22 protein-coding genes are annotated in these 24,288 nt (G+C 70.7%); 14 read left to right on the forward strand and 8 right to left on the reverse strand.

Annotated elements, in window-relative coordinates; translation table 11 throughout:
• Positions 1–95: 95 nt before the first annotated feature.
• Positions 96–1,412, reverse strand: a complete 1,317-nt coding sequence (locus tag HCK04_RS05380; RefSeq protein WP_142645749.1) for an extracellular solute-binding protein — start codon at positions 1,410–1,412, stop codon at positions 96–98.
• A gap of 20 nt (positions 1,413–1,432) precedes the next feature.
• Positions 1,433–3,697, reverse strand: coding sequence for an alpha-xylosidase (gene yicI, locus HCK04_RS05385; RefSeq protein ID WP_240971007.1), 2,265 nt, complete (start codon positions 3,695–3,697; stop codon positions 1,433–1,435).
• Between the two features lie 176 nt (positions 3,698–3,873).
• On the opposite strand from yicI, the gene HCK04_RS05390 reads away from it, so the two are divergent.
• Positions 3,874–4,110 (forward strand): hypothetical protein, encoded by a 237-nt coding sequence (locus tag HCK04_RS05390; RefSeq protein WP_142645751.1) that lies wholly within the window; start codon positions 3,874–3,876, stop codon positions 4,108–4,110.
• A gap of 384 nt (positions 4,111–4,494) precedes the next feature.
• Here the strand turns inward: HCK04_RS05390 and HCK04_RS05395 are convergent, their stop codons facing one another.
• Positions 4,495–6,492 (reverse strand): beta-galactosidase, encoded by a 1,998-nt coding sequence (locus tag HCK04_RS05395; RefSeq protein WP_240971009.1) that lies wholly within the window; start codon positions 6,490–6,492, stop codon positions 4,495–4,497.
• Between the two features lie 205 nt (positions 6,493–6,697).
• Between HCK04_RS05395 and HCK04_RS05400 the strand changes: the two genes are divergently transcribed.
• The 8 genes from HCK04_RS05400 (at position 6,698) to HCK04_RS05435 (ending at position 13,463) form a co-directional block, all read left to right on the forward strand.
• Complete coding sequence (locus tag HCK04_RS05400; protein WP_142645752.1) at positions 6,698–8,014, forward strand: sugar ABC transporter substrate-binding protein; 1,317 nt, start codon at positions 6,698–6,700, stop codon at positions 8,012–8,014.
• Positions 8,015–8,016: 2 nt separating this feature from the next.
• Positions 8,017–8,913, forward strand: a complete 897-nt coding sequence (locus HCK04_RS05405; RefSeq protein ID WP_142645874.1) for a sugar ABC transporter permease — start codon at positions 8,017–8,019, stop codon at positions 8,911–8,913.
• Positions 8,913–9,794: a carbohydrate ABC transporter permease gene (locus HCK04_RS05410; RefSeq protein WP_142645753.1), complete on the forward strand. Its 882-nt coding sequence runs from the start codon at positions 8,913–8,915 to the stop codon at positions 9,792–9,794. Before HCK04_RS05405 ends, HCK04_RS05410 begins: the two co-directional genes overlap by 1 nt.
• A gap of 44 nt (positions 9,795–9,838) precedes the next feature.
• Positions 9,839–10,840, forward strand: coding sequence for a LacI family DNA-binding transcriptional regulator (locus tag HCK04_RS05415; protein WP_142645754.1), 1,002 nt, complete (start codon positions 9,839–9,841; stop codon positions 10,838–10,840).
• A gap of 51 nt (positions 10,841–10,891) precedes the next feature.
• Complete coding sequence (gene sigJ / locus HCK04_RS05420) at positions 10,892–11,803, forward strand: RNA polymerase sigma factor SigJ (protein ID WP_260617127.1); 912 nt, start codon at positions 10,892–10,894, stop codon at positions 11,801–11,803.
• A 2-nt stretch (positions 11,804–11,805) separates the two neighbouring features.
• Positions 11,806–12,255, forward strand: coding sequence for a carboxymuconolactone decarboxylase family protein (locus HCK04_RS05425; RefSeq protein WP_142645756.1), 450 nt, complete (start codon positions 11,806–11,808; stop codon positions 12,253–12,255).
• A 273-nt stretch (positions 12,256–12,528) separates the two neighbouring features.
• Positions 12,529–12,714 carry a hypothetical protein gene (locus HCK04_RS05430; protein WP_142645757.1) on the forward strand — a complete coding sequence of 62 codons (186 nt, stop codon included), beginning with the start codon at positions 12,529–12,531 and terminating at the stop codon, positions 12,712–12,714.
• A gap of 113 nt (positions 12,715–12,827) precedes the next feature.
• Positions 12,828–13,463 (forward strand): pyridoxamine 5'-phosphate oxidase family protein, encoded by a 636-nt coding sequence (locus HCK04_RS05435; RefSeq protein WP_142645758.1) that lies wholly within the window; start codon positions 12,828–12,830, stop codon positions 13,461–13,463.
• Positions 13,464–13,728: 265 nt separating this feature from the next.
• Here HCK04_RS05435 and HCK04_RS05440 read toward each other — a convergent pair whose 3' ends face one another.
• Complete coding sequence (locus tag HCK04_RS05440) at positions 13,729–14,451, reverse strand: SDR family oxidoreductase (RefSeq protein ID WP_142645759.1); 723 nt, start codon at positions 14,449–14,451, stop codon at positions 13,729–13,731.
• A 72-nt stretch (positions 14,452–14,523) separates the two neighbouring features.
• Between HCK04_RS05440 and HCK04_RS05445 the strand changes: the two genes are divergently transcribed.
• Complete coding sequence (locus HCK04_RS05445) at positions 14,524–15,090, forward strand: TetR/AcrR family transcriptional regulator (RefSeq protein WP_142645760.1); 567 nt, start codon at positions 14,524–14,526, stop codon at positions 15,088–15,090.
• 119 nt (positions 15,091–15,209) lie between these two features.
• The gene (locus HCK04_RS05450) at positions 15,210–15,644 is read left to right on the forward strand and encodes a YbjN domain-containing protein (protein WP_168065677.1); all 435 of its coding nucleotides are present in this window, start codon (positions 15,210–15,212) and stop codon (positions 15,642–15,644) included.
• 198 nt (positions 15,645–15,842) lie between these two features.
• Here the strand turns inward: HCK04_RS05450 and HCK04_RS05455 are convergent, their stop codons facing one another.
• The gene (locus HCK04_RS05455) at positions 15,843–16,478 is read right to left on the reverse strand and encodes a TetR/AcrR family transcriptional regulator (protein ID WP_142645762.1); all 636 of its coding nucleotides are present in this window, start codon (positions 16,476–16,478) and stop codon (positions 15,843–15,845) included.
• 91 nt (positions 16,479–16,569) lie between these two features.
• Here HCK04_RS05455 and HCK04_RS05460 point away from each other — a divergent pair, with 91 nt between their 5' ends.
• Positions 16,570–17,667, forward strand: a complete 1,098-nt coding sequence (locus tag HCK04_RS05460) for a Gfo/Idh/MocA family oxidoreductase (protein ID WP_142645763.1) — start codon at positions 16,570–16,572, stop codon at positions 17,665–17,667.
• An 80-nt stretch (positions 17,668–17,747) separates the two neighbouring features.
• Here HCK04_RS05460 and HCK04_RS05465 read toward each other — a convergent pair whose 3' ends face one another.
• Together HCK04_RS05465 and HCK04_RS05470 are read right to left on the reverse strand one after the other, a co-directional pair.
• Entirely contained in the window at positions 17,748–18,374 is a 627-nt protein-coding gene (locus HCK04_RS05465) for an NADPH-dependent F420 reductase (protein WP_142645764.1), read from the reverse strand.
• A gap of 28 nt (positions 18,375–18,402) precedes the next feature.
• Positions 18,403–18,870, reverse strand: a complete 468-nt coding sequence (locus HCK04_RS05470; RefSeq protein WP_240971011.1) for a MarR family transcriptional regulator — start codon at positions 18,868–18,870, stop codon at positions 18,403–18,405.
• Between the two features lie 126 nt (positions 18,871–18,996).
• On the opposite strand from HCK04_RS05470, the gene HCK04_RS05475 reads away from it, so the two are divergent.
• Positions 18,997–20,508, forward strand: coding sequence for an MFS transporter (locus HCK04_RS05475; RefSeq protein ID WP_142645765.1), 1,512 nt, complete (start codon positions 18,997–18,999; stop codon positions 20,506–20,508).
• Positions 20,509–20,519: 11 nt separating this feature from the next.
• On the forward strand, positions 20,520–21,326 hold the full coding sequence (locus HCK04_RS05480; protein ID WP_142645766.1) for an alpha/beta hydrolase: 807 nt from the start codon (positions 20,520–20,522) through the stop codon (positions 21,324–21,326).
• A gap of 63 nt (positions 21,327–21,389) precedes the next feature.
• Here the strand turns inward: HCK04_RS05480 and HCK04_RS05485 are convergent, their stop codons facing one another.
• A complete protein-coding gene (locus HCK04_RS05485; protein WP_142645767.1) occupies positions 21,390–24,275 on the reverse strand; it encodes a vitamin B12-dependent ribonucleotide reductase in 2,886 nt (961 codons plus the stop codon).
• Positions 24,276–24,288: the final 13 nt, after the last annotated feature.

Below are 24,288 nucleotides of genomic sequence, written 5' to 3' on the forward strand. Positions count from 1 at the left end.
GGGACCGGCGGCGGAGACCGGTCAGGTAGCCCCGCCGCCGGGGTCGGGGGGAGAGCGGGTCCCGCCGTGCTCAGGCCACCGGGACCCGCCCGTCACTAGTTGCCGATGTCGGCCAGGTTGTCGTCGTACGGCTGGGCGATCTCGTCCAGGACCTCCTCGGGCTTCTTGCTGCCGTTGATCAGTTCCTGGATGCCGGCGACGAGCACGTCGTAGTAGCCGGGAGCCGGCCAGTCAGGGTAGAAGGCCAGGCCGTCCTGCGTCGAGAGCTTGTTGAAGTTCTCGATGAGCTCCTTGTTCTGCGCGTCGGTGATCGCCGCCGGGTCGGCCGCGACCGGGACGCCGCCCGAGTTGCCGAGCAGGTTCTGGATCTCCTTCTTCATCGTGATGTCGATGAAGTCGTAGGCGAGGTCCTTGTTCTCGGACTTCTCGGGCACGACCCACAGGTTGCCGCTGGATCCCGGGGCGAACTGGCCGGGCCACAGGAACGAGCCCCACGTGAAGTCCTTGATCTCCGCCTGGAGACGGCCGAACCACCAGCTGCCCGACACCATGATCGGGAACTTGCCGCCGATGAACGCCACACCCATGTCCTCGGCCTTCATGCCGGCCGAGTCCTTGCTGATGTAGCCCTTGTTCACCCAGTCGGAGAAGGTCTGCGCGGCGTAGGTGAACTGGGGCCCATGGAAGTCGACCTTGCCCTTGTAGAGCTGGAAGGAGTCGATCCAGGACCGGTCGGCCTTGTTCAGCGCGAGCAGGTAGAACAGCTGCTGGGCCGGATACTCGGCGCCGGCCATGGCGATCGGCGTGGTGCCCTTCTTCGCGAACGCGTCGAGCGCGGCGGTGAACTCGTCGAACGTGGTGGGCACCTTGATGCCCGCCTTATCGAACATGTCCTTGTTGTAGTAGACCATCACGTACTCGCCGTAGTTCGGCACGCCGAACCACTTGCCCGAGCCCATGATGCCGCGGTCGTCGTACTTCGCGGTGGTCTGCAGCGACGGGCTGAGCAGCTTGTCCCAGCCGCGCTTGGTCGCCTCCTCGGTCAGGTCGGTGAGAAGGCCCTGCTTGGACAGCAGGCCCGCGGTGGCGTTGCCCTTGTTGTATTCCATGATGTCCGGGGCCTGGTCCGAGTTGAGGACCATGCCCGCGGTCTTCTGGATCTGCTCGAAGCCCTTCTCCTCGAACTTCACCTTGACGCCGGGGTGGCCGGCCTCGAAGTCCTTCATCGCCTGCGCCCAGGCGGTGCCCATGGCGCTGTTGCCGGTCTCGTAGTGCCAGAGGGTGAGGGTCCTGCCCTCGGCGGAGCCGCCGCTGCCACCCGAACCATCCGAAGAGGAGCCGCCGCACGCGGTGAGCGCGAGCGCGGCCGCGGCCAGCGCCGCCACCGCCACGCTCCTGCCTACTCTGAACATGGTCTTTCTCCAGGGGGTTTCTAGTTGATGACGACCGGGGCGCCGGGGCCGACGAACTCGACGCCGTCGATCTGCTTGGGGCCCTCGGCGGTGACGACCAGCCGGTCGCCGTCCCGCACCGCCGTGACCGTCGTGTCCCCGTCCAGGTCCCTGATCGTCGTACGGCTCTCGCGCTCCGGCAGGCCGAAGGCGAGCAGCGAGACCCGCGGGTCGTCGGCCACCGTGTCGCCCGGCTCGGTGACCGGGATCAGCGAGCCGTGCCGTACGAACAGGGGGATCTGGTCGAGCGGCGGCGACACCGTGACGTAACGCCCGCCGTCGACGGTCTCCCCCGTCCAGTAGTCCACCCACACCCCCGAGGGCAGGTAGACCTTCCGGGTGCCGTCGGCGGAGGTCATCGGGGCGACGAGCAGGTCGGTGCCGAGCAGGTACTGCAGGTCGGCCTGCCAGGCCACCGGGTCGTCCGGATAGTCGACGCACAGGGCGCGCAGGATCGGCGCGCCCGTCTCGGCCGCGGTGACGGCCGCCGAATAGATGTACGGCATGAGCCGGTAGCGCAGCCGCAGCGCCTCGATGGCGGCCTGCTCGGCGTGCGGCGGAAACTCCCAGGGCTCCCGGGTGGTCGTGCCGTGGAACCGTACGAGCGGGGACAGCGCGGCGAACTGCGACCAGCGGATGTAGAGGTCCGGGCTGGGCGTGCCGGTGAACCCGCCCGCGTCGTGGCTCCAGAAGGGGATGCCGGACAGGCCGTGCGACAGCCCGCCCCTGATCGTGCTGCCCATCGCGGAGTAGGTGGTGTCGACGTCGCCGCTCCACTGGGCCGAGTGCCGCTGGCCCCCGAGGTAGGACGAACGGGCCCAGACCAGGCCGTGCCCGTTCACCTCGCGGGTCACGTCCGAGACGATGTCGTTGAACAGCAGCGTGTAGACGTTGTGCAGCTCGGTGCCGGTCATGCCGTTGAAGGCCACGGCGTCGGCGGGCACCCCCTCGGCGAAGTCGGTCTTGAACGCCGCCACGCCCTCACGCAGGCGCTCGCGCAGCAGACCCTTGAACCACTCCACCGCCTCCGGGTTGGTGAAGTCCACGATGCCGCAGGCGGGGTAGGAGCCGTGCCAGGTGTCGGCGACGTACGTCTCGCCATCGGGCCGCCTGAGGAAGTAGCCCTTCTCCGCCGCCTCCCCGAAGGCCGGGCTGAGGTGCGAGATGTAGGAGTTCATCCAGAGGCAGACCTTGAAGCCCTGCTCCTTGAGCGTGGCCAGCATGCCCGCCGGGTCGGGGAACGTCTCGGGGTCCCACTGGAGATCCGACCAGTGCCCGTCCGCCTGCCAGTAGCAGTCGAGGTGGAGCACGTCGCATGGAATGCCCCGCTCCCTGATCTTCCTGGCCCGCTCCAGCACGCGCTCCTGGCTGTCGCGGAAGAAGCCCGAGGAGATCCAGGTGCCGAACGCCCACTTCGGCGGCAGCTCGGGCCGGCAGGTCAGCCCGTCGAACCGGTCGAGGACCTCGGCGGGGGTGGGGCCCGCGATCACGTAGTAGTCGATGAGGTCGTCGGGCACGATGATCTGCACGGCGCTGTGCGTCGACTGGCACACGTCGAACTCGACCGGCGTGCCGCTGTCGACGCAGATGCCGTACCCCCTGCTGGACAGGTAGAAGGGCACGTTCTTGTACGCGCGCTGCGACTCGGCGCCGAACGCGTCGAAATTCCACATGAGCGGGCGCTGGCCGCGCTTGTCGAGCGGCGTGAACGACTCGCCGAAACCGCCGAACGCCTCGTCGGCCGGGGCCACGAACGTCTCGTGATAGGCGACGGTTTTGCCGTCGACGGAGGAGCGGCCGAACGGCAGCGTGCGCAGCCGGCCGCTGATGTCGGGGTGGCCCGGGTCCTGCTCGACCAGCGTCCGGCCGGCCCGGTCGGTGAAGCGCAGCCTCCAGGGGTTCAGCCGCACCTCGGCCCGCAGCGACCCGGCGTCGACCACCACACGGCTGTGGTTCGCCTCCACGACGGCCCCGCCGTACTCACCGGGGGTGACCATCGAGATCGCGCGGGCAGACCGGGTGCGCGCGTCGGGATCCTCCGACAGACGCACCCGGATCACCCCCTCACCCGCGACCGTGATCTGCACGACGAGCGTCTCCTCGGCCGTGGTGGAGCCCTTGAGCGTCACGCCCTGCCCGTCGGAGGCCACCACCTCCGCGCTGGTCAGCGCGGACAGGCCCTCCTCGCCCGGCTCGCGCACCGGAAGCTCTGGAGGATCCGCCACGAAGAACTCGCGCGCGATCAATGGGGGACGGTACGGCATTGCGGCACTCCATCGGCTCATCCGGCGATTGTGGAGTTAGTTTGCCGTCCATCCCAACAAACGTCAATGGGTTGACAGGAGTCCGGATTTGTCCAAGTTATTCCTGTTTGTATCTGTTTGGGGTAATGTGACCGCAATCCCCCGTCAAGGTAGGTGACATGGACAGGTTCGTACACGTGATGCCGCTCGACGACGTGATCGACCACGAGGGCAGCCCCGAGTGTGTCTGCGGCCCGGGCGGCCAGCCCGTCACCGCCGCCGACCTCGGCGAGCCGGTTCCGCACACGGAGCGCGAGACCGTCATCCTCGGCTGGCCTCACCCCGCCGTCGGCGTGATCTACCAGCACCACCCGCTCAGCCCCTGCCACGAGTGGGAAGCCGTTCCCGAGTCCTGACCCCGCCCAGTAAAGCCGCCAATCACCGCCATTTTGGAGAACACGCGGCAATCGACCGACAACAGTCAGTAACGTCTCCGTCATGCCCGGTATCGATCACGAGCTGCCGCTCGAACTCATCCGCAACCGTCCAGCGGTGTGAGGACATGAACCGGCTGGACGCCTGGGCCCGCAAGGTCGCCATCATCACGACGGCCGACGAGCTGTTCGCCGAGTAGTCCTCCGGCCTGTTGAGACCGCCCCGTCAGACACCGAAGTTCCTGGCGGGCCGCCTGACTTGCGGAGGTGGCCGGACATCCGGGGTACAGCCCGGCGGACGGCAGCGGACTCCCCCGGGTCACCCGGCAGCGTGCCGCAGGTCAGGTGCGGCACGACGCCGGGGCGTCAGGTGCGGACGACCACGACGCCTCCGGCCGGCACCGTCGCCGAGCCGTCGTACGCGGCGCCGTCGAGCACGCCGGCACCGGTCACCCCGTCGACCGTCACCGGCGCGTCCGCGTGGTTGATGAGGAACAGGTGGTCGCCCCTCCGTACGAGCTCCAGCGTGTCGGGCAGGCCGCGCGGCCGGGACACGCCCGCGTGGTCGAGCACCTCCGCGACGAGGTCGCGCAGGCCCGACTCCCCGTCGAGCGCGGTGGACACATACCAGGCGCTGCCCGCTCCCAGGTCGTGCCGGGTGACGGCGGGATGGCCGGCGTCGGGCCCGTCGGCGAACTCGCGTACGGCTCCCGCACCCGCGAGCCGTACGCGCTCGGACCAGATCCGGCCCGTAGCCCCGGGCACCAGCGAGCCCGGCGAGCGCAGCGTGACGGTCTCGTGTTCGCGGAGCGGGTGGAACTCCTCGACTGCCACACCGAGCACGTCGCGCAGCCCCCCGGGATAAGGCCCCGGGTGGATGGTGTCGTTCTCGTCTACGATGCCGGAGAAGTACGACACGAGCAGATGGCCGCCCGCCTCCACGTAGAGGTGCAGGTTCTTCGCCGCCGCCTCGGCGAGCAGGTAGGCGCTGGGCGCGACGACCAGCCGGTACGGCGACAGGTCGGCCGACGGGTGCACGAAGTCGACGGTGACGTGCTCGCGCCACAGCGCCTCGTAGTAGGCCTCGATCCGTTCCCGGAAGCGCAGGTCGGCCGAGGGCCGCCACTCGAATTCGAGCGCCCAGTAGGACTCCCAGTCCCACACCACGGCGACCTCGGCGGTCACCCGCGCGCCCCTGACCTCCGCCAGCGCGCGCAGGTCCGCGCCGAGCGCGACCACGTCGCGCCAGATCCCGGAGTCGGTGCCGGCGTGCGGCACCATCGCCGAGTGGAACTTCTCCGCGCCATATCGGGAGGCGCGCCACTGGAAGAACATCGCCGAGTCCGAGCCGCGCGCCACGTGGGCGAGGGTGTTGCGGCGCATCTCCCCCGGCCGTTTGGCCAGGTTGCGCGGTTGCCAGTTGACCGCGCCCGTCGAGTGTTCCATCAGCATCCACGGACGGCCCCCGGCGACCGACCGGGTGAGGTCGGCGGCCATGGCGAGCTCGATGTGCGAATCGGCGCGGGCCGAGTCGAGGTAGTGGTCGTTGGCCACGACGTCGACCTCCGCCGCCCAGCGCCAGTAGTCCATGGGCTTGCAGTTGGGGATCATGAAGTTGGTCGTGACGGGCAGGTCGCTGAACCGCCGGATCGTGTCGCGCTCCCTGCGGAAGCACGCGATGTGGGCGTCGACCGAGAACCGCATGAAGTCGAGCTGGAGCCCGGGAACCAGGCCCACCGGCGCGGCGACGGGCGGCTCGACCTCGTCGAACGAGCCGTAGATCAGCCCCCAGAAGGTGGTGCCCCAGGCTGCGTTGAGCGCGCCCACGTCCCCGTACCTCTCACGCAACCAGGCGCGGAACGCCTCGGCCGACGTCGGGCAGTAGCAGTGGGCGTTGGCCCAGCCGTATTCGTTGTGCACGTGCCACATCGCCACGGCGGGATGGCCGGCGTACCGCGCGGCCAGGGCGGCGACGACCCGCTCGGACGCGGCGGCGTAGTCGGGTGAGCTCGGGCAGAAGCTGTGCCGCGAGCCACCGCCGAGCACATGGCCCTCCCTGTCCACGAGCCGGCTGCCGGGGTAGCGGCGGCGGAACCACGTGGGCGGCGATGAGGTGGGGGTGGCGAGGTCGGCGTACACCCCGGCCGAGTGGAGCAGGTCGAGGATCCGGTCGAGCCGGGAGAAGTCGTATTCGCCCTCCCGCGGCTCGATCAGTCCCCAGTTGAAGACGCCGACGGTGACCAGGGTGACCCCGGCCTCGCGCATCAGGCGGACGTCCTCCTGCCACACCTCTTCCGGCCACTGCTCGGGGTTGTAGTCCCCGCCGTAGGCGAGCCCCTCGGGCAGGACGGGATATCCGGGCAACGTCTCCCCCTCGATTCTGCTTCTGTGAACGTGCACAGTAGCGCAGAACCGCCTCGCCGAGAAGGTACGAACGATCTGTCCTGATCAATGCGGGTCGTTAACAACCACGTAACGACCATTGACAGCACAGTGGGCACCTTTCAGTCTGTGAACGCTCCCAGACATTCCAGCCTCCTGTCCCCCGCCCATCCGCCTGGAGGAACATATGCGCGTGAACCGGTTAGCAGTGGCGGCGGCCGCGATCCTCACCGCCACGCTCGCGACGGCCTGCTCGGGCGGCTCCGACGAGCCGTCCGCCCCCGCCGCGAGCCAGAGCGCGGCGCCGGCCGGCCCGGTGAAGCTGACCTATTGGACCTGGGTCCCGAACATGGACAAGATCGTCGCAGTGTGGAACCAGGCCCACCCCGACATCCAGGTCGAGGTCAGCAAGCAGGCGGGGGGCGACGACGCGGCGGCCAAGTTCCTCACCGCCGCCAAGGCGGGCAACCCGCCCGACCTGGTCCAGGCCGAATATCAGATGCTGCCCTCCTTCGTCGCCGCCGACGCCGTGGCCGACCTCACGGCCGAGACCACGCAGGTGAAGGGCGAGTTCAGCGACGGCATCTGGAGCCTGGTGACCCTCGGCACCGACGCCGTCTACGCGGTGCCGCAGGACAGCGGGCCGATGATGCTCTACTACCGCAAGGACCTGTTCGAGAAGTACGGCATCGCGGTGCCGAAGACCTGGGACGAGTACGCCGAGGCCGCCCGCACGGTGCACAAGAAGGACCCAAAGGTCTTCCTCGGCACCTTCTCCAGCAAGGACCCGGGCTGGTTCGCCGGCCTCTCCCAGCAGGCGGGCGCGCAGTGGTGGTCGATCAGCGGCGACGCCTGGAACGTCGCGGTGAACGACGAGGCCACCAAGAAGGTCGCCTCCTACTGGGGCGGCCTGGTGAAGGAGGGCGTCATCGACGGCATGCCCTACTTCACCCCGGAGTGGAACAAGGCGCTCAACGACGGCAAGCTGCTCACCTGGCCGTCGGCCGTGTGGGGCCCGGGCGTGCTGTCGGCCAACGCGCCGAAGGGCAAGGACAAGTGGGCCATCGCCCCGCTGCCGCAGTGGAACGCTGGTGAGAACTACAGCGGCTTCTGGGGCGGCTCCTCCACCGCCGTCGCCGCCAAGTCGCCCAACAAGGCGGCCGCCGCACGGTTCGCCACCTGGCTCAACACCGACCCGGAGGCGCTCGGGCTGCTGATCAAGGAGGGCGCGATCTATCCGGCCTCCGCCAAGGGCGCCGCGCTGATGACCGGCGCTCCCGACTACTTCTCCAGCCAGCCCGACTTCTGGCAGCAGGCCGCCTCCATCGGCGCCACGGCCCGCGGCTTCACGTTCGGCCCGAACGTCAACGTGACCTACAACGCGTACAAGGACGCCTTTGACAAGGCCGTCGCCGCCAAGTCCGACTTCGCCGCCGCCGTGCAGGCGATGCAGGACGCCACCATCGCCGACATGCAGAAGTCCGGCTTCACTCTCGCCCAGTGACCATGACGTCGCGGAACAAGAGCGCCCGCGCGCACCGCGCGGGCGCCGTGCCCTACCTGTTCCTCGCCCCGGCGATGGCGCTGTTCACGCTCTTCATGGCCCTGCCCATCGGCTACACGATCTATCTGAGCCTGCGGCGCACCAAGGTCTCCGGCCTGGGCCTCGGCAAGGGCGCCCGCAAGGAGATCTTCGCCGGGCTCGGCAACTACGCCGCCGCCGTCGGCGACGGCGAGCTGTGGGCCGGATGGCTGCGCGTCCTCGCGTACGGAGCCCTCGTGCTCGTGCTGATGCTGGGGCTCGCCCTCGTGTTCGCGCTGATGCTCGACGCGGCGCACGTGCGGCTCGCCCGCCTCACCCGGATCTCGATCTTCCTGCCGTACGCCGTGCCGGGTGTGGCGGCGACGCTGATGTGGGGCTTCCTCTACCTGCCCAGCCTCAGCCCGTTCGGCGATCACCCGTTCCTGAGCGCCGACCTGGTGACGTTCTCGATGGCGAACGTGGCCGTCTGGGGCGGCACCGGCTTCAACATGCTGGTGCTCTACACGAACCTGCGGGCCGTGCCGCGGGAGTACTACGAGGCGGCCAGGATCGACGGCGCGAGCGAGCTGGGCATCGCCCTGCGCATCAAGATCCCGATCCTGGCGCCGTCGATCATCCTGACCACGGTGTTCTCCGTCATCGCGACCGTCCAGGTGTTCACGGAACCGACCACCCTGCGGCCGCTGACCAACACGATCAGCTCGACCTGGAGCCCCTTGATGAAGGTGTACCGCGACGCGTTCGTCACCGGCGACCTCTACTCGGCCGCCGCGACGTCCATGGTGATCGCCGCGATCTCCCTCGTGCTGTCGTTCGGGTTCCTGCGGATCGTCAAGAACCACGCGTTCGGGGAGGGCTGATGGCCGCCACCGCACTGCCGGGGACAGGCGGGCACGCCCGCCCCTCGCCGCGCCGCCCGCTGGGGATCGTGCCGACCGCGGTGCTCGTGCTGGGTGCGATCTACACCCTGTTCCCGGTGAGCTGGGTGGTGGTCGCGGCCACCAAGTCGAAGGCCGAGCTGTTCTCCACCTCGACCTTCGCGCCCGGCACCGGCCTGCTGTCCAACCTGGCCGACCTGTTCGCCTACCGCGACGGCGTCTTCTGGCTCTGGTTGCTCAACACCGCCCTGTACGCCGGGGGCGGCGCGGTGCTGTCGACCGCTGTGTCCACGATCTCGGGGTTCGCGCTGGCGAAATACTCCTTCCCCGGCCGCAATCTGATCTTCAATCTGCTCATCGGCGGCATCCTGGTGCCGTCGGTCGTGCTGGCGATCCCGCAGTATCTGCTGTTCTCCAAGGCCGGCCTGGCCGACACGTACTGGTCGGTGCTGCTGCCGCAGATCCTGCACCCCTACAGCATCTATCTGGCCAGGATCTACGCGCAGGCGGCGATCCCCGCCTCGCTGCTGGAGGCGGGGCGGCTGGACGGCGCGGGCGAGTGGCGGCTGCTGCGCCGGGTGGCGCTGCCGCTGCTGACGCCGGGCATGGTGACGATCTTCCTGTTCCAGTTCGTCGCGATCTGGAACAACTTCCTGCTGCCGTTCATCATGCTGGGCGACGACCACAAGTTCCCGCTGACGGTCGGCCTCTACACCCTGCTCGCCGCGGGCGCCAACCAGCCGTCGCTCTACAACCTGATCATCACGGGCACGATGCTGTCGCTCATCCCGCTGATCGCGCTGTTCCTCACGATGCAGCGCTACTGGCGTACGGACCTGTCCGGCGGGGCCGTGAAAAGCTGATGGACGCGGGGGAACAGGCTGATCGGCGGGGGGACAATACGACCATGGCGAAACGTCCGACCATTCATGACGTGGCCGCGGCGGCGGGCGTCTCCCGTGGCACCGTGTCGCGGGTGCTCAACGACGACCGTTACGTGAGCCCCGCCGCCCACGCCGCCGTCCGGCGCGCCATCGCCGAGACCGGCTACATCGTCAACCGCAACGCCCGCAGCCTGGTCACCCAGCGGACCGGGTCGGTGGTCATGGTGCTGTCGGAGCCGCACGAGAAGGTCTTCGAGGACCCCAACTACAGCACCACGATCCGTACGGCGATCCGGCGGCTCGGCGACCGCGACGTCTCCCTGGTCATCATGCTGGCCGGGGACGACGGCGACCGTGACCGGGTGGTGCACTACGTGCGCGGCGGCCACGCCGACGGGGTGCTGCTGATGTCGACGCACGCGGGCGACCCGCTCGTGGACGAGCTGGAGTCGCTGCGCATCCCGGCCGTCGCCTGCGGCGCCGTCATCGGCAAGGAGAACGTGATCCCCTACGCCGCGGCCGACGACCGCGAGGGCGCCCGGCAGATGGCCCGCTATCTGGTCGAGCAGGGCCGCAGGAAGATCGCCACGATCACCGGCCCGATGGACACCCCGGGCGGCATCCAGCGTTTGGAGGGCTTCGCCGACGTGCTCGGCAGGAAGGCGTCCAAGAAGCTGATCGAGCACGGCGACTGGACCCAGCTCAGCGGCGAGAGTGCGATGGCACGGCTGCTCGAACGCACCCCCGACCTCGACGCGGTCTTCGTGGCCTCCGACCTCATGGCGGCCGGCGCGCTGTCCACGCTGCGGGCCGCCGGACGCCAGGTGCCCGACGACGTGGCCGTGGGCGGCTTCGACGACTCGTCGGTCGCCGCCACCACCCACCCGCCCCTCACCACGATCCGCCAGCCGCTCGCCGAGGTCGCGGAGGAGACCGTACGACTGCTGCTCGCGCTCATCGACGGGGGCGGCCCGGTGGAGCCGGTGATCCTGCCCACCCGCCTCATCGTGCGGGAGTCCGCCTGATCCGCGCGCCCGGGGATGTCACACACTGAGGGGGTGTCTCGTCCTCAGAATGTGAACGACCATGACGACGGCACCGAGACCCAGGCGACGTTCGAGGAGACGTTCCTGGCGATGCGGCCCCGGCTGCTCGGCGTCGCGTACGGCCTGCTCGGCAGCCTCGACGAGGCCGAAGACGTCGTGCAGGACGCCTGGCTGCGGCTGCGGTCGGCCGAGGCCGCGGGCGGCGACGAGATCAGGGACGTGACCGGCTGGCTGGTGGTCACGGTCTCCCGGCTCGCTCTCGACGTGCTGCGCTCGGCGCGGCACCGCAGGGAGGAGTACGTGGGCCCGTGGCTGCCCGAACCTGTTATCGCTCAGCCCGATCCTGCGGAGCGGGTGACCTTGGACGAGTCGATGAGCATGGCGATGCTCGTCGTGCTGGAGTCGCTCAGCCCGGCCGAGCGGACCGCGTTCGTGCTGCACGACGTGTTCGGCCTGACGTTCGCCGAGGTGGGTGAGGCGGTCGGGCGCAGCCCGGCGGCCTGCCGGCAGCTCGCCGCCCGGGCCCGGGCGCACGTCGCGTCGCGCGCTCCCCGGTTCGACGTGGACCCCTCCGAGCACCGGCGGGTGGTCGACGCCTTCGCCCGGGCCTGCCTCGGCGACGACATCGACGCCCTGGTCGCGCTGCTCGACCCGGACGTCGTGTTGCGCAGCGACGGCGGCGGCCGGGTGCGCGCCGGGAGGCGGCCCGTCAGCGGAGCGGCCAAGGTGGCCAGGCTGCTGTCCGGCATCGGGAGGTTCGGCCGGTTCGAGCTGGTCCCCGCCGTGGTGAACGGCTGGCCGGGCCTGCTGCGCTATCGGGACGGACGGCTGGTCACCGTGATCGGCCTCACCGTCGCCGGCGGCCGGATCACCGCCGTCGACATGGTCCTGAACCCCGAGAAACTCGCCCGAGTGATGCGGGCCGACGAGACGAGGAAATGACGATGACCGAGCGGATCAACGTCCGCGAGCTGGCTCCCGAGGCCTACCAGGCCATGCGCGGTGTGGAGCGTTTCCTGCACGCGTGCGACGTGCCCCCCGCCACGCTGGAACTCATCAAGATCAGGGCCAGCCAGATCAACGGCTGCGCCTTCTGCCTGGACATGCACGTCCGCGATGCCAAGAAGGCCGGGGAGGCCGACGAGCGCCTGTGGTCGGTCGCCGCCTGGCGGGAGGCGCCCTTCTACACGGACGCCGAGCGGGCCGCTCTGGCGCTGACCGAGGCCGCGACCCGGCTCGCCGACCGGCCCGACCCCGTGCCGGACGAGATCTGGGCGGACGCCGCCGAGCACTACACCGAGGAGCAACTGGCCGCGCTGGTCGTCGCCATCGCGCAGATCAACGCCTGGAACCGGATCTGCGTCGTGAGCCGCAGGGTGCCCGGCTCTCTTTGAGCGAAAAGGGGAAGACGGCGGCAGCCTGGGCGAATAGTCTGCGTAACGTCAGGAAGGAGGAAGGGCCATGAGACGCATCAGGATCCGCAGGCCCCGCCGCGTCCGTCGTCCCGCAGCCGAGCTCGACCTGCGCACCCCCTCCGGCCGGGCGCTTCCGTACTGAACGGCTCCCGGAAACCGGTGTGACGTGAGCGGCTTTACGCCCCTTTTACCGGCTCTCCGATATCTATACCGGGAAGGTCACGGAACCATCACGGTCGGGGGGAAACGAACATGGTCACGGTGGTGCCGTCGCTCACCGAAGTCCAGTCGCTCGCCAAAGTGAGGGACATCAGGACCGCGCTGCGGCGCAGGCCCAGGCGGAACAGAAAAGACAGGAAGATCGTCGACTTCAGCGCCTACACCGGCGGAAACGTCATCCGGTTCCCGAGGACATCCGGTCCGACGTCCGCCGCCTGAGCGGCGCGGGCACTGACGGGCACGTCTTCCCGTCCTCCGCAACGATCCACGCATCGGCCCGCCCGGCGTCCCCGCCGGGCGGGCTGACCGCTTTGCTGGTTGAATGTCGCCTCATGAGCGATCTGTCCGCCACCGAGCGGACCCGGCACCGCCGGTTGCGAGAGCAGGGCCGCACCGACCGGGAGGCGCTGTTCGAGGTGCTCCGGGCCGGGTTCGTCTGCCACCTCGGCGTCGTCGTGGACGGCGACCCCATGGTGGTGCCGACGGTGTACGGCTTCGACGACGGCCATCTCTACGTGCACGGCTCGGTGGCCGGCCGCAGCCTCACCCGCGGCACGACGGTCTGCGTGACGATCACCCACGTCGACGGCCTGGTGCTGGCCCGGTCGGTCTTCGAGCACGGCGTGAACTACCGCAGCGCGATGATCTACGGCGTGCCGCGGGTGCTGGAGGGCGACGAGAAGCTCGCCGCCCTGCGATGCCTGACCGAGCACGTCGCACCCGGCCAGTGGGACTACGCCCGGCGGCCGAACCGCAAGGAGCTGGCCGCGACGACGATCCTCGCGGTGCCGCTCGCCGAGGCGTCGGTCAAGGTGCGCGAGGGCCACCCGGAGGACGCCGACGACCCGCACGACGTCTGGGCCGGGATCCTGCCGCTCACCCGGTCGTGGCAGGCCCCGGTGACCGACCCGCACGCGGCCGCGCATCCCGTCCCGCCGCACATCCTCGCCCGCACCACACCCCACTGACCACGGCACCCCTACTGACCACGGCACCCCTACTGACCACGGCGCCCTGCCGACCACAGCACCCCGCCGACCGCAGTACGTCAACTTCCCGCAGCGCCCCGTCCCCATCGACCACGGCGCCCCCACCGGCCACGGCGCTGTGCTGATCCCGGCCACTGACCGCTACGCCGTGCTGACCGCCGCGCCGTACGGGGGTCGCGGCGAGCCGGGGCTCGGCTCACCACACCGGCAGCGGCACCATGCCGGGGCCCCGGCCGGGCGGTCGCTACGACTGGACGCCCGGCTTGAGCCGGACGCCGCCGTCGACGGTCAGCACGGTGCCCGTCGCGTAGCCCGTGTCGATCAGGTAGGCGATCGCGTTCGCCACCTCGCCGGGGGCGCCGATCCTGCCGACTGTGGTCGCGGCGGCGAACGCGTCGAGCGTGCTCTGCCGGCCGTCCCCCAGCCCGTCCCACCACTCGGTGTCGATCACACCGGGCGACACCGCGTTGACCCGGAGCGGGGCGAGCTCCACCGCCAGGCCGGGGATCATCGACTGGATCGCGCCGTTCACCGCCGCCAGCCCGGCCACCTCGGCCATCGCGCTGTTCGCGCTGGCCGCCGCGACGAACGTCAGCGATCCGTCCCGCCGCAGCGCCGGGAGCGCGGCCTGCGCGGTGACCACATGCGCGATCAGCTTGTCGTCGAGGGCGGCGCGCAGCTCGTCCGGCGAGAGCGAGCGGAACGGCCCGCCTCCCTTCCGGCCCGACACGTTGACGACGACGTGGTCCACCGGGCCCACCTCGGCGAACAGGGCGCGCATCGCCTCCGGGTCGCGGGCGTCGGCCACCGCACCGGAGCCCCGCTCCCCGATCTCCTTGACGGCCTGCTCCAGCCGTTCGGGCGTGCGGCCGGTGACGACGACCTCGCGGCCCGACGCGGCCAGCCGTACGGCGGTGGCCAGGCCGATGCCGCTCGTGCCCCCGATGATCACTACGCGCTCACTCATCGGTTCTCCCAAATTCGAGACATGATGCCTCGAAACTATAAAGCGAGACACTGTGTCCTGTAAAGTGAGCGCATGGTGGGGAGGCCACGCAGCGAGCAGGCACGCCGGGCGATACTCGAGGCCGCGCTGCGGCTGTGCGAGCGCGACGGCTATCCGAACGTGACACTGAAGGGCATCGCCGAGGAGGCGGGCACCGGCAGGCAGACGCTCTACCGCTGGTGGGACACCAAGGCCGACCTGCTGCTCGAGGCGATGACCTACCTTGTGGAAAGCTCCCGGGCGCCGTCGCAGGCCGACCTGCAGACGTTCCTGCGCGAGACCTTCGCGCTCGCGGACGGCGCGGTCGGCAGAGTGGTGGCCGGCCTCATGGCGGAGGCCCAGAGCGATCCGGCCCTGGGCGAGCGCCTGCGGGCGCGGCTGATCGGCCCGCGGCGCGCCACCCTGCGGGCGGTGCTGGAGCGGATGCCGCCACCCCCCGGCACCGACCTCGACCTCCTGATCGACATGATCTTCGGGGTGATGTGGTATCGGCTGCTCAACCGGCACGCCCCGCTCGATGCCTCCCTCGCGGAGGACATCACGACGCTCGTGGCCAGGATCGGCGCGAGCCCGGGACCCGACGAGGAGCGCCCGGGCTGACGCGCCCTTCGAAGCGCGGTGTGCCGGAAAAGCCGGGCGTGACGGACACCGGGTTTCTCCCCCGCATCCTGTGTCACATCTGCCACTTCATCGACGGCGCCATGGGGCAGGATGGAGCGGTGACGCCTTCCCCAGCGGTCGTCCAGCCGGACCGGGACCTCCTTGAGGAGATCCTCGACGAGCTGGACATCGAGCACACCACAGACACCGAGGGCGACCTGACGATCTCCACCGCCCACCTCACGATCTACTTCCTGTTCGGCGGGGAAGGAGACATGTTCACCGTACGGGCCCTCTACGTGAGGCAGTATTCGGTGGACGACAAGCGGATGCTGCTCACGGCGCTCAACGAGTGGAACGCCGACACGATGTGGCCGAAGGTGTACACGTTCACCCAGGACAACGGCCTGATGCGGGTCGTCGGCGACTCCCAGATCTACGTCGGGGCCGGTGTGACGAGGGAGCACCTGACCACGATGGTGGCCCACTGGGTCAGGTTCTCGATCAAGTTCTACCGCTGGCTCACCGACCGGCTCGCCTTCGAGGCCGACTGACCAGCCCAGACCGACCAGCGCAGACCAACCAGCGCAGACCGACCAGCGGCGGCCGAACCGGCACGACCCGGCCAGCACGGCCGAACCAGCACGACCCGGCCAGCACGACCCGGCCAGCACGGCCGAACCAGCACGGCCTGGCCAGGACCGGCTGAACTGGCACGGACCTCCCCGGACCGGCTCGTCGGCGGCGACCGATCAGGCCGGCGGAGTCCCCGGAAGCCCCTGCGTCCCCGGCGTACGCAGTCCGTCGAGCACGACCCGCAGGTTCCGGCCCCACTGCTCGTCCCCTGCCCGGAGTCTGAGCGTGCGCGGACCGGTCGCCACGGCCGCCAGCAGGAACGGCACGTCCTGCCAGGCCACGTCGGCCCGCATCACCCCGGCCTTCTGCGCGCGCTCCACCAGGAGCCGCAGGCCCTCCTGGATCTCCCCGAGAACGGGGTCGAGATTCGGCCCGCAGGCGCCGCCCACTGCCTCGCGGATGCCGCAGCTCTCCGCGCGCAGCCGCACGTACGTGGCGGCGAAGGTCTCGAACGCGTGCCAGGGATCGGGGTCGGCCGCGGCGTTCGCGGCCAGGTCGGCCATCTCCGCGAGCACCTCGTCGAGAACCGCCTCCAGCAGCGCCTCGCGGGAGGAGACGCGCCGATAGAAGGTGCCGATGCCCACTCCGGCCCTGCGGGCGATCTCGTGCGCGGTGACCTCGATTCCGGTCTCGGCCACCGCCGCCCGCGCGGCCTCCACCAGCCGCTCCATGTTGCGCCGCGCGTCGGCCCGGGGCGTCCGCCCCGGCTCGGCGGCCAGCAGAGCGCCGACCGCCCCGTCCCTACTGCTCATGAAGGCACTTTATCAAGCGGACTCGCTACGTCCGGTTATGCTAGCGTCGTAAGCGGACGGATCAAGTCCGTTTAACGAACGGAGGCGGACAATGAGCAGAATCCGTGTGGGCATCGTCGGCGCCAGTCCCGAGCGCGGCTGGGCGGTGCGCGCGCACGTCCCGGCGCTGCGGGCGCTGCCGGATTACGAGATCACGGCCGTGTCGACCACCCGGGAGGACAGCGCCCGCGAGGCCGCGCGCAGGTTCGGCGCCGCGCACGCGTTCACCGACCCCCGCGCCCTCGCCGCGCACCCGGAGGTGGACCTCGTCGCCGTCACGGTCAAGGTCCCTCACCACGCCGAGCTCGTGGAAGCCGCGGTGGACGCCGGCACGCACGTGCTGTGCGAGTGGCCGTTGGCCCGGACGACCGACGAGGCGCGGGACCTGCTCGACCGGGCGCGGGCGGCCGGCGTGCGGCACGCGCTCGGGCTGCAGGGCCGGTTCTCCCCGGTCGTCGCGTACGCCCGCGACCTGCTCGCGGACGGCGCCGTGGGCCGGGTGGTCTCGGTGAACGTGCACTCGACGACCGGCAAGGGCGCCGGGGGCATGCTGCCGTCCTCGTGGGCGTACACGGCCGGTCGCGCCAACGCGGCCGGGCTGCTCGAGGTCATGGGCGGGCACACGCTCGACCTCGTGGAGCATCTCCTGGGCGGCGTCGGCGCCCTGTCGGCCACCCTCGCCGTGCAGCGCGAGCAGTACGTCATCGAGGAAAGCGGCGAGACGATCGAGGCAGACGCCCCCAACCAGCTCGCGCTCTCCGCCACCATGACGAGCGGCGCGGTGCTCTCCATGCACCTGCACGACGGCAAGGTCACCGAACCGGGCGCGCGGATCGAGATCTCCGGCACGGAGGGCGACCTCGCCCTCGTGTCGCGCGGCGCGCACGCGCAGATCAGCGAGCTGCGCCTGCACGGGACGGCCGGCGGCACGTGGAAGGAGCTGCCGGTTCCCGAGGAGTACGTCCGGGTGCCGGGGGTGACGGGCGACGCGCGCAACGTCGCCGAACTCTACGCCGCGCTCGCCGCCGACCTGCGAACGGGCGGAGAGCGGGTGCCGGACTTCGCGCACGGCCTGCGCCTGCACGGCCTGCTCGACGCGGTCCGCCGCTCCGCGGAGACCGGCACCCGCCAGACGGTGACTCCCGCCTGATCCGCCGCTCCGCGGAGGCCGCGACCGCCGATCCACCGTCCGGCGGGAGACCGCCGGAACGGTCGCCCCCGGCTGATCCGTCAGCCCCTGGCGAGGGCCTCGCGCAGCTCCGTGGCGGTGAAGCGGGGGCCGTAGGCGGGCTTGTCCCGCTGGAACCGTCGTCCCTCCGCGAGCGGGCCCGCGTCGACCACGTCGAAGCCGAACTGGTCGATCAGCTCGGTGACCGTCTTCTTGGCCTCGTCGTCGTCGCCCGCGATGGGCAGCGCCCGCCGGTTCTCCGTGCCCGCGGGCTGCCCCTGCTCGGCGAGGTGGGCGTAGTGGATGGAGTTGAACGCCTTCACGACCCGCGACCCCGGCAGATGTGCGGCGAGCAGCTCGGTGTCGGTGGTCTCCCCCGCGTCGAGCTCGGGGAAGTGGCCGTCCCGCTCGAAGTAGTAGTTGTTCGTGTCGATGACGATCTTGCCGTTCAGCGGCTCGACCGGCACCTCCCGGTATCTGCCGAAGGGAATCGTCACGACCACGATGTCCCCCGCCGCCGCGGCCTCGGCCGCGGTGGCGGCGCGCGCGTTCGGGCCCAGCTCCGCCACGAGCTCGGCGAGCGTGTCCGGCCCACGGGAGTTGCTCAGCACCACCGAGTGCCCGGCGTCGACCGCCAGCTTCGCGAGGGTGCCGCCGATGTTCCCACTGCCGATGAATCCGATGAGCATGCTTGCGGCAACGCGACGATCTTCGGCCTCATTCCCCCGCCGGCGTTTCCCCCAGGACGACCACGGCCCGTTCCAGCAGGTCACGTAGCCGCTCGGCCTCGTCGGGCGTGAACTCCTCCACCAGCCGGCGCTCCACGGAGACGGCCGCCGCGTCGGCCTTGCGCAGCAGCGCCTGCCCGGCCCGGGTGAGCCGGGTGACGAGCACCTGGGCGTGATCGCTGGACGGACGCCGCTCCACGAGCCCACGCGACTCCAGCGTCTTGAGCACGGTCGTCATGCTCTGCGGGGTGACCGAGCAGAACCGTGCCAGTTTCGCCCCGGAGATGCCGGGCGCGAGCGACAGCGCGTACATCGCGGCGTACTGCGGGACGGTCAGCCCGAACGGCCGCAGCACACGGGTCTTCTCCGCGATCAGCGCCTGTTCTGCGCGCTTGATGGCGTTGCCGGGGCGCCACGCCATCGCCTCGGCGATCCTCGCCTCCTCGGCTCCCATCATCACCCTCCCCGGGCCATCAGGGCTCTGACAAGCGGACTCTATCACCGGTTTGACAGACCTACCCCTATTCATCCATCCTCTGATCTCCATCAGGGTTCTGATGGTTATCAGGATTGGAGGGTATCGATGCCTGTGGATTATGCCGGGCCTCGACGACGGGCGCCGTCGCTCACCGTGGTCTGCGCCGCGGTGCTGCTCGTCCCGGTGACCGCGACGGGGAGCGCCGAGGCGCTCGGCGACATCGGCGCGGGCCTGCGCGCCGGGCTGGACGCCACCCAGTGGGTGGTCAACGCCTTCTTCCTCACCTTCGCCGCGTTCATGGCGAGCACCGGGGCGCTGGCCGACCGGATCGGGCGGCGCAGGATGTTCGCCCTCGGCGCCGGGGTGTTCACGGCGGCGATGCTCCTGGCCGCGGCCGCCCCGGACATCGGCACACTGATCGCGGCCAGGGCGCTCGCGGGCGCCGGCGCCGCCGCGGCCATGACCGGCGGCACCGCGCTGCTCGCGCAGGCCTACCCCTCGGGCGCCGGCAGGACCAGGGCGTTCGCGTGGTTCGGCACCACGATCGGGCTGGGGCTGGCCTTCGGCCCGGTGATCGCCGGAACGCTGGTCGGCGCCGTCGGCTGGCGCGTCCTGTTCGGCGCGGCCGGGATCGCGCTGCTGCCGGTGCTGCTGCTGAGCGCGCTGCTGGAGGAGTCACGCGCCGCTTCGGACGGCCCCATGGACTGGGGCGGCGCGGTCACCTTCACCCTCGCGCTCACCGCCTTCACCTTCGGCGTGATCGAGGGGCCTGCTCTCGGGTGGACGCACCCGGCGGTGCCGGCCGCCTTCGCCGCGTGCGCGGTCCTGTCGGCGGCCTTCGCCCTGGCCGAGCGCCGTCATCCCGCGCCGCTTGTCGACCTGTCGCTGCTGGCCCGGCCCCGGTTCGCGGCGATCGCGTCCATACCGTTCCTGCTCGCCTTCGGCTTCGTCGCGCTGACGATCGTGCTGCCGCCGTACCTCATGGCCACCTCGGGCTACTCGGCCCGGCAGGCGGGTCTGACGTTGCTGCTGCTGACCGGGCCGACGCTGGTGATGCCGCCCGTCTCCGGTGCCCTGGCCCGCCGCCTGTCGCAGCGCGTCCTGCTGGTGACCACGCTGCTGCTGGTCGCGGCCGGGACCGGTCTGCTGGCGACGGTGCCCGCCGGGTCGGGCCCGGCGCGGCTCGCCCTGCCATTGATATTGATCGGGACCGGCTTCGGCGTGTCGCTTGCCGTGGTCGACGGGGCGGCGGTCTCCTCCGTCGAGCCCGCGCGGGCCGGCATGGCGGCCGGGCTGTTCAACACGGCCCGCATCACCGGCGAGGTCGTCGCCATCGCCGTGCTCGGCGCCGTGCTGTCCGCGCTGACCCAGGCGAGCCTGACCGGCCCGTACGGCGAGGCGCGCGCGGCCCGGGCGACCTCCCGCCTGCTGCAGGGCGACATCACAGGGGCCGTGCCGGCGGGAGCCGGACCGCTGGAGTTCGCCCGCCTGGCGAGCGCCGGCTACGCGGACGCCCTGCACACCGCCCTGTGGCTGCTGACCCTCCTGTCCCTGGCCGGCGCGCTCGCCGTCGGCCTCCTGATGTCCGTCCGCGAACCCGCGCGGATCACCACGTGAAAGGAACGACCATGCCCGTCGTCACCGTCGGTTCGAGCACCGTCAACTATCTCGTCACCGGCACCGGCCCCGGTCTCGTCCTCGTGCACGGCACCGGCGCCGACGCGCAGGCCAACTGGGGCCCGCTCATCGACGCCGCCTCCGGCCGCTTCACCGTGGTCGCCCCCGACCTGTCCGGCTCCGGCGCCACCGTGGACGCGGGCGGTCCGATCCGCGTCGAGGACCTGGTCGCCCAGGTGCTCGGCGCGGCCGAGCACGCCGGTCTGGAGCGCTTCCACCTCGTCGGCCACTCGCTCGGCGCCGTCGTCGCAGTGGCGACGGCGGGCACCCGGCCGGAGAAGATCCTGTCGCTGACGGCGCACGCCGGATGGGCCAGGACCGACCCGTGGATGGCCTTCCAGATGGACCTGTGGGTCCGCCTGGTGCGCACCGACCGCGAGTTGCTGGCCCGTCTGCTCCAGTTCACCGCGATGGGCGAGGAGACGCTCCGCGCCCGGTCGGCGGAGGACTTCGAGCAGGCCGCCGCCGCGTTCACGGCGATGCTCGGCGGCGCGGAGGACGGGTTCGAGAGGCAGACCCTGGCCGACATCTCCGTCGACATCACCGGGCTCCTGCCGCACGTGTCCGCACCGACGCTGATCGTCTCCAGCGCCGACGACCGGATCGTGCCGCCGCACCACCAGCGCGAGCTCGCCCGGCTCATTCCCCACGCCGAGCTCGTGACGGTCCCCGGCGGCCACGGCCTGCCGTTCGAGGACCCCGCCGCGTTCACCGCCGTCATCACCGGCCGCCTGGACCGCATGGCCGCGGCGGTCTGAGGTCCCGTGAACACGCCGACGGGGCGCCGGATCTCTCCGGCGCCCCGCCTGACGGCGAACCGATCAGCTGCAGCCGCTGGTGCTGCCGCAACCCTCGCAGACGTAGCAGCTCCCGGCAGGGCGCATCTTGGTGCCGCAGGTCATGCACAGCGGCGCGTCCGCCGTACGGCCCTGGTGGCTCTCCAGCGAGGCGCCGACCCGGCGCGGCTCCGGCACGGCCACCGGCGCTGCCGGGGCCTTCTCGACCGGCGCGGGCTGCGCCTTCTCGACCGGCGCCTGCCCGCTCTCGATCGGCGCCGACTGGGCGAGCGCGGCGGTGTCCACGTCCTGCAGCGCGGCCGGGTCCTCACCGCGCTGCTGCGCGGCCCGCTCGGACGCGGAGAAGATCCCGAGGGCGGCCCGGTCCTCGTACGGCAGGTAGTCGAGCGCGAGCCGCCGGAAGATGTAGTCCATCACGGACTGCGCCATCCGGACGTCGGGGTCGTCGGTCATGCCCGCCGGCTCGAAGCGCATGTTGACGAACTTCTGCACGTACGTGTCGAGCGGCACGCCGTACTGGAGGCCGATCGAGATCGCCACGGAGAAGGCGTCCATCACGCCCGCGAGGGTCGAGCCCTGCTTGGACATCTTGAGGAAGACCTCGCCGAGACCGTCGTCGGGGTAGGACGAGGCGGTCATGTAGCCCTTGGCGCCGCCCACCGTGAAGCGGGTGGTGGTGCTCGGCCGCTGGTTGGGCATCCGCCGCCTGGTCGGCCGCGCGACCTCCACGACCTGGACGACCGGCTCCTTGTCCGCCGCCTCTGCGGGGGCCTCCTCGGAGGTCTTCTTCGCGACCGACAGCGGCTGGCCGACCTTGCAGTTGTCGCGGTAGACGGCCAGGGCCTTGAGGCCGAGCTTCCAGCCCTCCAGGTAGACCTGCTCGATGTCGTCCACGGTGGCCGACTCGGGCAGGTTGACGGTCTTGGAGATGGCGCCGGACAGGAACGGCTGGACGGCCGCCATCATCCGGACGTGGCCCATCGGGGCGATGGCCCGCTCGCCCATCGCGCAGTCGAACACCTCGTAGTGCTCCGGCCGCAGGCCGGGGGCGTCCACGACGTGGCCGTGCTCGGCGATGTACTCGACGATGGCCTCGACCTGCTCCTCCGGGTAGCCGAGCCGGCGCAGCGCCCGCGGGATCGTCTGGTTGACGATCTGCATCGAACCGCCGCCGACGAGCTTCTTGAACTTCACCAGCGCCAGGTCGGGCTCGATGCCGGTGGTGTCGCAGTCCATCATCAGGCCGATGGTGCCGGTCGGGGCGAGCAGCGACGCCTGGGCGTTGCGGTAGCCGTTCTTCTCGCCCAGCTTGAGGCACTCCTGCCACTGCCGGGTGGCCTCGGTGTGCAGGGCCTTGTCCATGTCGCCGAGCGTGCGCAGGTCGTCGTTGGCCGCGGCGTGCTTGCGCATGACCCGCTTGTGCGGCTCGGCGTTGCGCTGGTAGCCGTCGTACGGGCCGACGATCCCGGCGATCTCGGCCGAGCGGCGGTAGGACACGGCGGTCATCAGCGAGGTGATCCCGGCCGCGATGGCCCGGCCGCCGTCGGAGTCGTACGCGTGCCCGGTCGCCATCAGCAGCGCGCCCAGGTTGGCGTAGCCGATGCCGAGCTGGCGGTACGCCCGGGTGGTCTCGGCGATCTTCTGCGTCGGGAAGTCGGCGAAGGTGATCGAGATGTCCATCGCGGTGATGATCAGCTCGGTGACCTTCACGAAGGTCGCGACGTCGAAGGAGTCGTCGTCGCGCAGGAACTTCAGCAGGTTGATCGACGCGAGGTTGCACGAGGAGTTGTCCAGGTGGACGTACTCCGAGCAGGGGTTGCTGGCCGTGATGCGCCCGGTCTCGGGGCAGGTGTGCCAGTCGTTGATCGTGTCGTCGTACTGCAGGCCGGGGTCGGCGCACTCCCAGGCGGCCTGGGCCATCTTGCGGAACAGCGACCGCGCCTCGACCTCTTCGATGACCTCGCCGGTCAGCCGGGCCCGCAGGCCGAACTTGTCGCCCGCCTCGACGGCCCGCATGAACTCGTCGGAGACCCGCACCGAGTTGTTGGCGTTCTGGTACTGCACGGACACGATGTCCTTGCCGCCGAGGTCCATGTCGAACCCGGCGTCGCGCAGCGCGCGGATCTTGTCCTCTTCGCGCGCCTTGGTCTCGATGAACTCCTCGATGTCGGGGTGGTCCACGTCGAGGACGACCATCTTGGCCGCCCGGCGGGTGGCGCCGCCCGACTTGATGGTGCCGGCGGAGGCGTCGGCGCCGCGCATGAAGGACACCGGGCCGCTGGCCGTGCCGCCGCTGGACAGCAGTTCCTTGGACGAGCGGATGCGGGAGAGGTTGACCCCGGAGCCGGAGCCGCCCTTGAAGATGACGCCCTCTTCCTTGTACCAGTCGAGGATCGACTCCATCGTGTCGTCCACGGCCAGGATGAAGCAGGCGCTCACCTGCTGGGGGGAGCGGGTGCCGACGTTGAACCACACCGGGGAGTTGAAGCTGAAGACCTGGTGGATCAGCGCGTGCTTGAGCTCGTGGTCGAAGATCTCCGCGTCCTCGTCGGAGGCGAAGTAGCCGTTCTCGACGCCGGTCCTGGTGTAGACGCCCACGACCCGGTCGACGAGCTGCTTGAGGCTCGACTCGCGCTGCGGGGTGCCCACCGCCCCGCGGAAGTACTTGGTGGTGACGATGTTGGCCGCGTTGACCGACCAGAAGTCCGGGAACTCCACGCCGTGCTGCTCGAAGTTGACCGAGCCGTCCCGCCAGTTCGTCATCACGACGTCGCGCCGCTCCCAGCGGACCTCGTCGTACGGGTGGACACCCGGGGTGGTGAAGATGCGCTTCATCTTCAGGCCCTTGCGCGGGCGCTTGCCCGGGCGACCCCCCGCACCCGACACCGTGCCGCTCACGGTCTCCGTCATGACTTCCCCCTCC

The organism is Microbispora sp. CL1-1, from assembly GCF_012034195.1.
Taxonomy (GTDB): domain Bacteria; phylum Actinomycetota; class Actinomycetes; order Streptosporangiales; family Streptosporangiaceae; genus Microbispora.

Bases quoted from the DNA above. Each gene is read 5' to 3' on its own strand.
- HCK04_RS05445 (WP_142645760.1), top strand. From the start codon at position 14,524: ATGGTGGGGAGGCCACGCAGCGAGCAGGCACGCCGGGCGATACTCGAG.
- HCK04_RS05430 (WP_142645757.1), top strand. From the start codon at position 12,529: ATGGTCACGGTGGTGCCGTCGCTCACCGAAGTCCAGTCGCTCGCCAAA.
- HCK04_RS05405 (WP_142645874.1), top strand. From the start codon at position 8,017: ATGACGTCGCGGAACAAGAGCGCCCGCGCGCACCGCGCGGGCGCCGTG.
- HCK04_RS05440 (WP_142645759.1), bottom strand. From the start codon at position 14,451: ATGAGTGAGCGCGTAGTGATCATCGGGGGCACGAGCGGCATCGGCCTG.
- HCK04_RS05455 (WP_142645762.1), bottom strand. From the start codon at position 16,478: ATGAGCAGTAGGGACGGGGCGGTCGGCGCTCTGCTGGCCGCCGAGCCG.
- HCK04_RS05480 (WP_142645766.1), top strand. From the start codon at position 20,520: ATGCCCGTCGTCACCGTCGGTTCGAGCACCGTCAACTATCTCGTCACC.
- HCK04_RS05380 (WP_142645749.1), bottom strand. From the start codon at position 1,412: ATGTTCAGAGTAGGCAGGAGCGTGGCGGTGGCGGCGCTGGCCGCGGCC.
- HCK04_RS05425 (WP_142645756.1), top strand. From the start codon at position 11,806: ATGACCGAGCGGATCAACGTCCGCGAGCTGGCTCCCGAGGCCTACCAG.
- HCK04_RS05410 (WP_142645753.1), top strand. From the start codon at position 8,913: ATGGCCGCCACCGCACTGCCGGGGACAGGCGGGCACGCCCGCCCCTCG.
- HCK04_RS05435 (WP_142645758.1), top strand. From the start codon at position 12,828: ATGAGCGATCTGTCCGCCACCGAGCGGACCCGGCACCGCCGGTTGCGA.
- HCK04_RS05485 (WP_142645767.1), bottom strand. From the start codon at position 24,275: ATGACGGAGACCGTGAGCGGCACGGTGTCGGGTGCGGGGGGTCGCCCG.
- HCK04_RS05415 (WP_142645754.1), top strand. From the start codon at position 9,839: ATGGCGAAACGTCCGACCATTCATGACGTGGCCGCGGCGGCGGGCGTC.
- HCK04_RS05475 (WP_142645765.1), top strand. From the start codon at position 18,997: ATGCCTGTGGATTATGCCGGGCCTCGACGACGGGCGCCGTCGCTCACC.
- HCK04_RS05460 (WP_142645763.1), top strand. From the start codon at position 16,570: ATGAGCAGAATCCGTGTGGGCATCGTCGGCGCCAGTCCCGAGCGCGGC.
- HCK04_RS05465 (WP_142645764.1), bottom strand. From the start codon at position 18,374: ATGCTCATCGGATTCATCGGCAGTGGGAACATCGGCGGCACCCTCGCG.
- HCK04_RS05470 (WP_240971011.1), bottom strand. From the start codon at position 18,870: ATGATGGGAGCCGAGGAGGCGAGGATCGCCGAGGCGATGGCGTGGCGC.
- HCK04_RS05400 (WP_142645752.1), top strand. From the start codon at position 6,698: ATGCGCGTGAACCGGTTAGCAGTGGCGGCGGCCGCGATCCTCACCGCC.
- HCK04_RS05390 (WP_142645751.1), top strand. From the start codon at position 3,874: ATGGACAGGTTCGTACACGTGATGCCGCTCGACGACGTGATCGACCAC.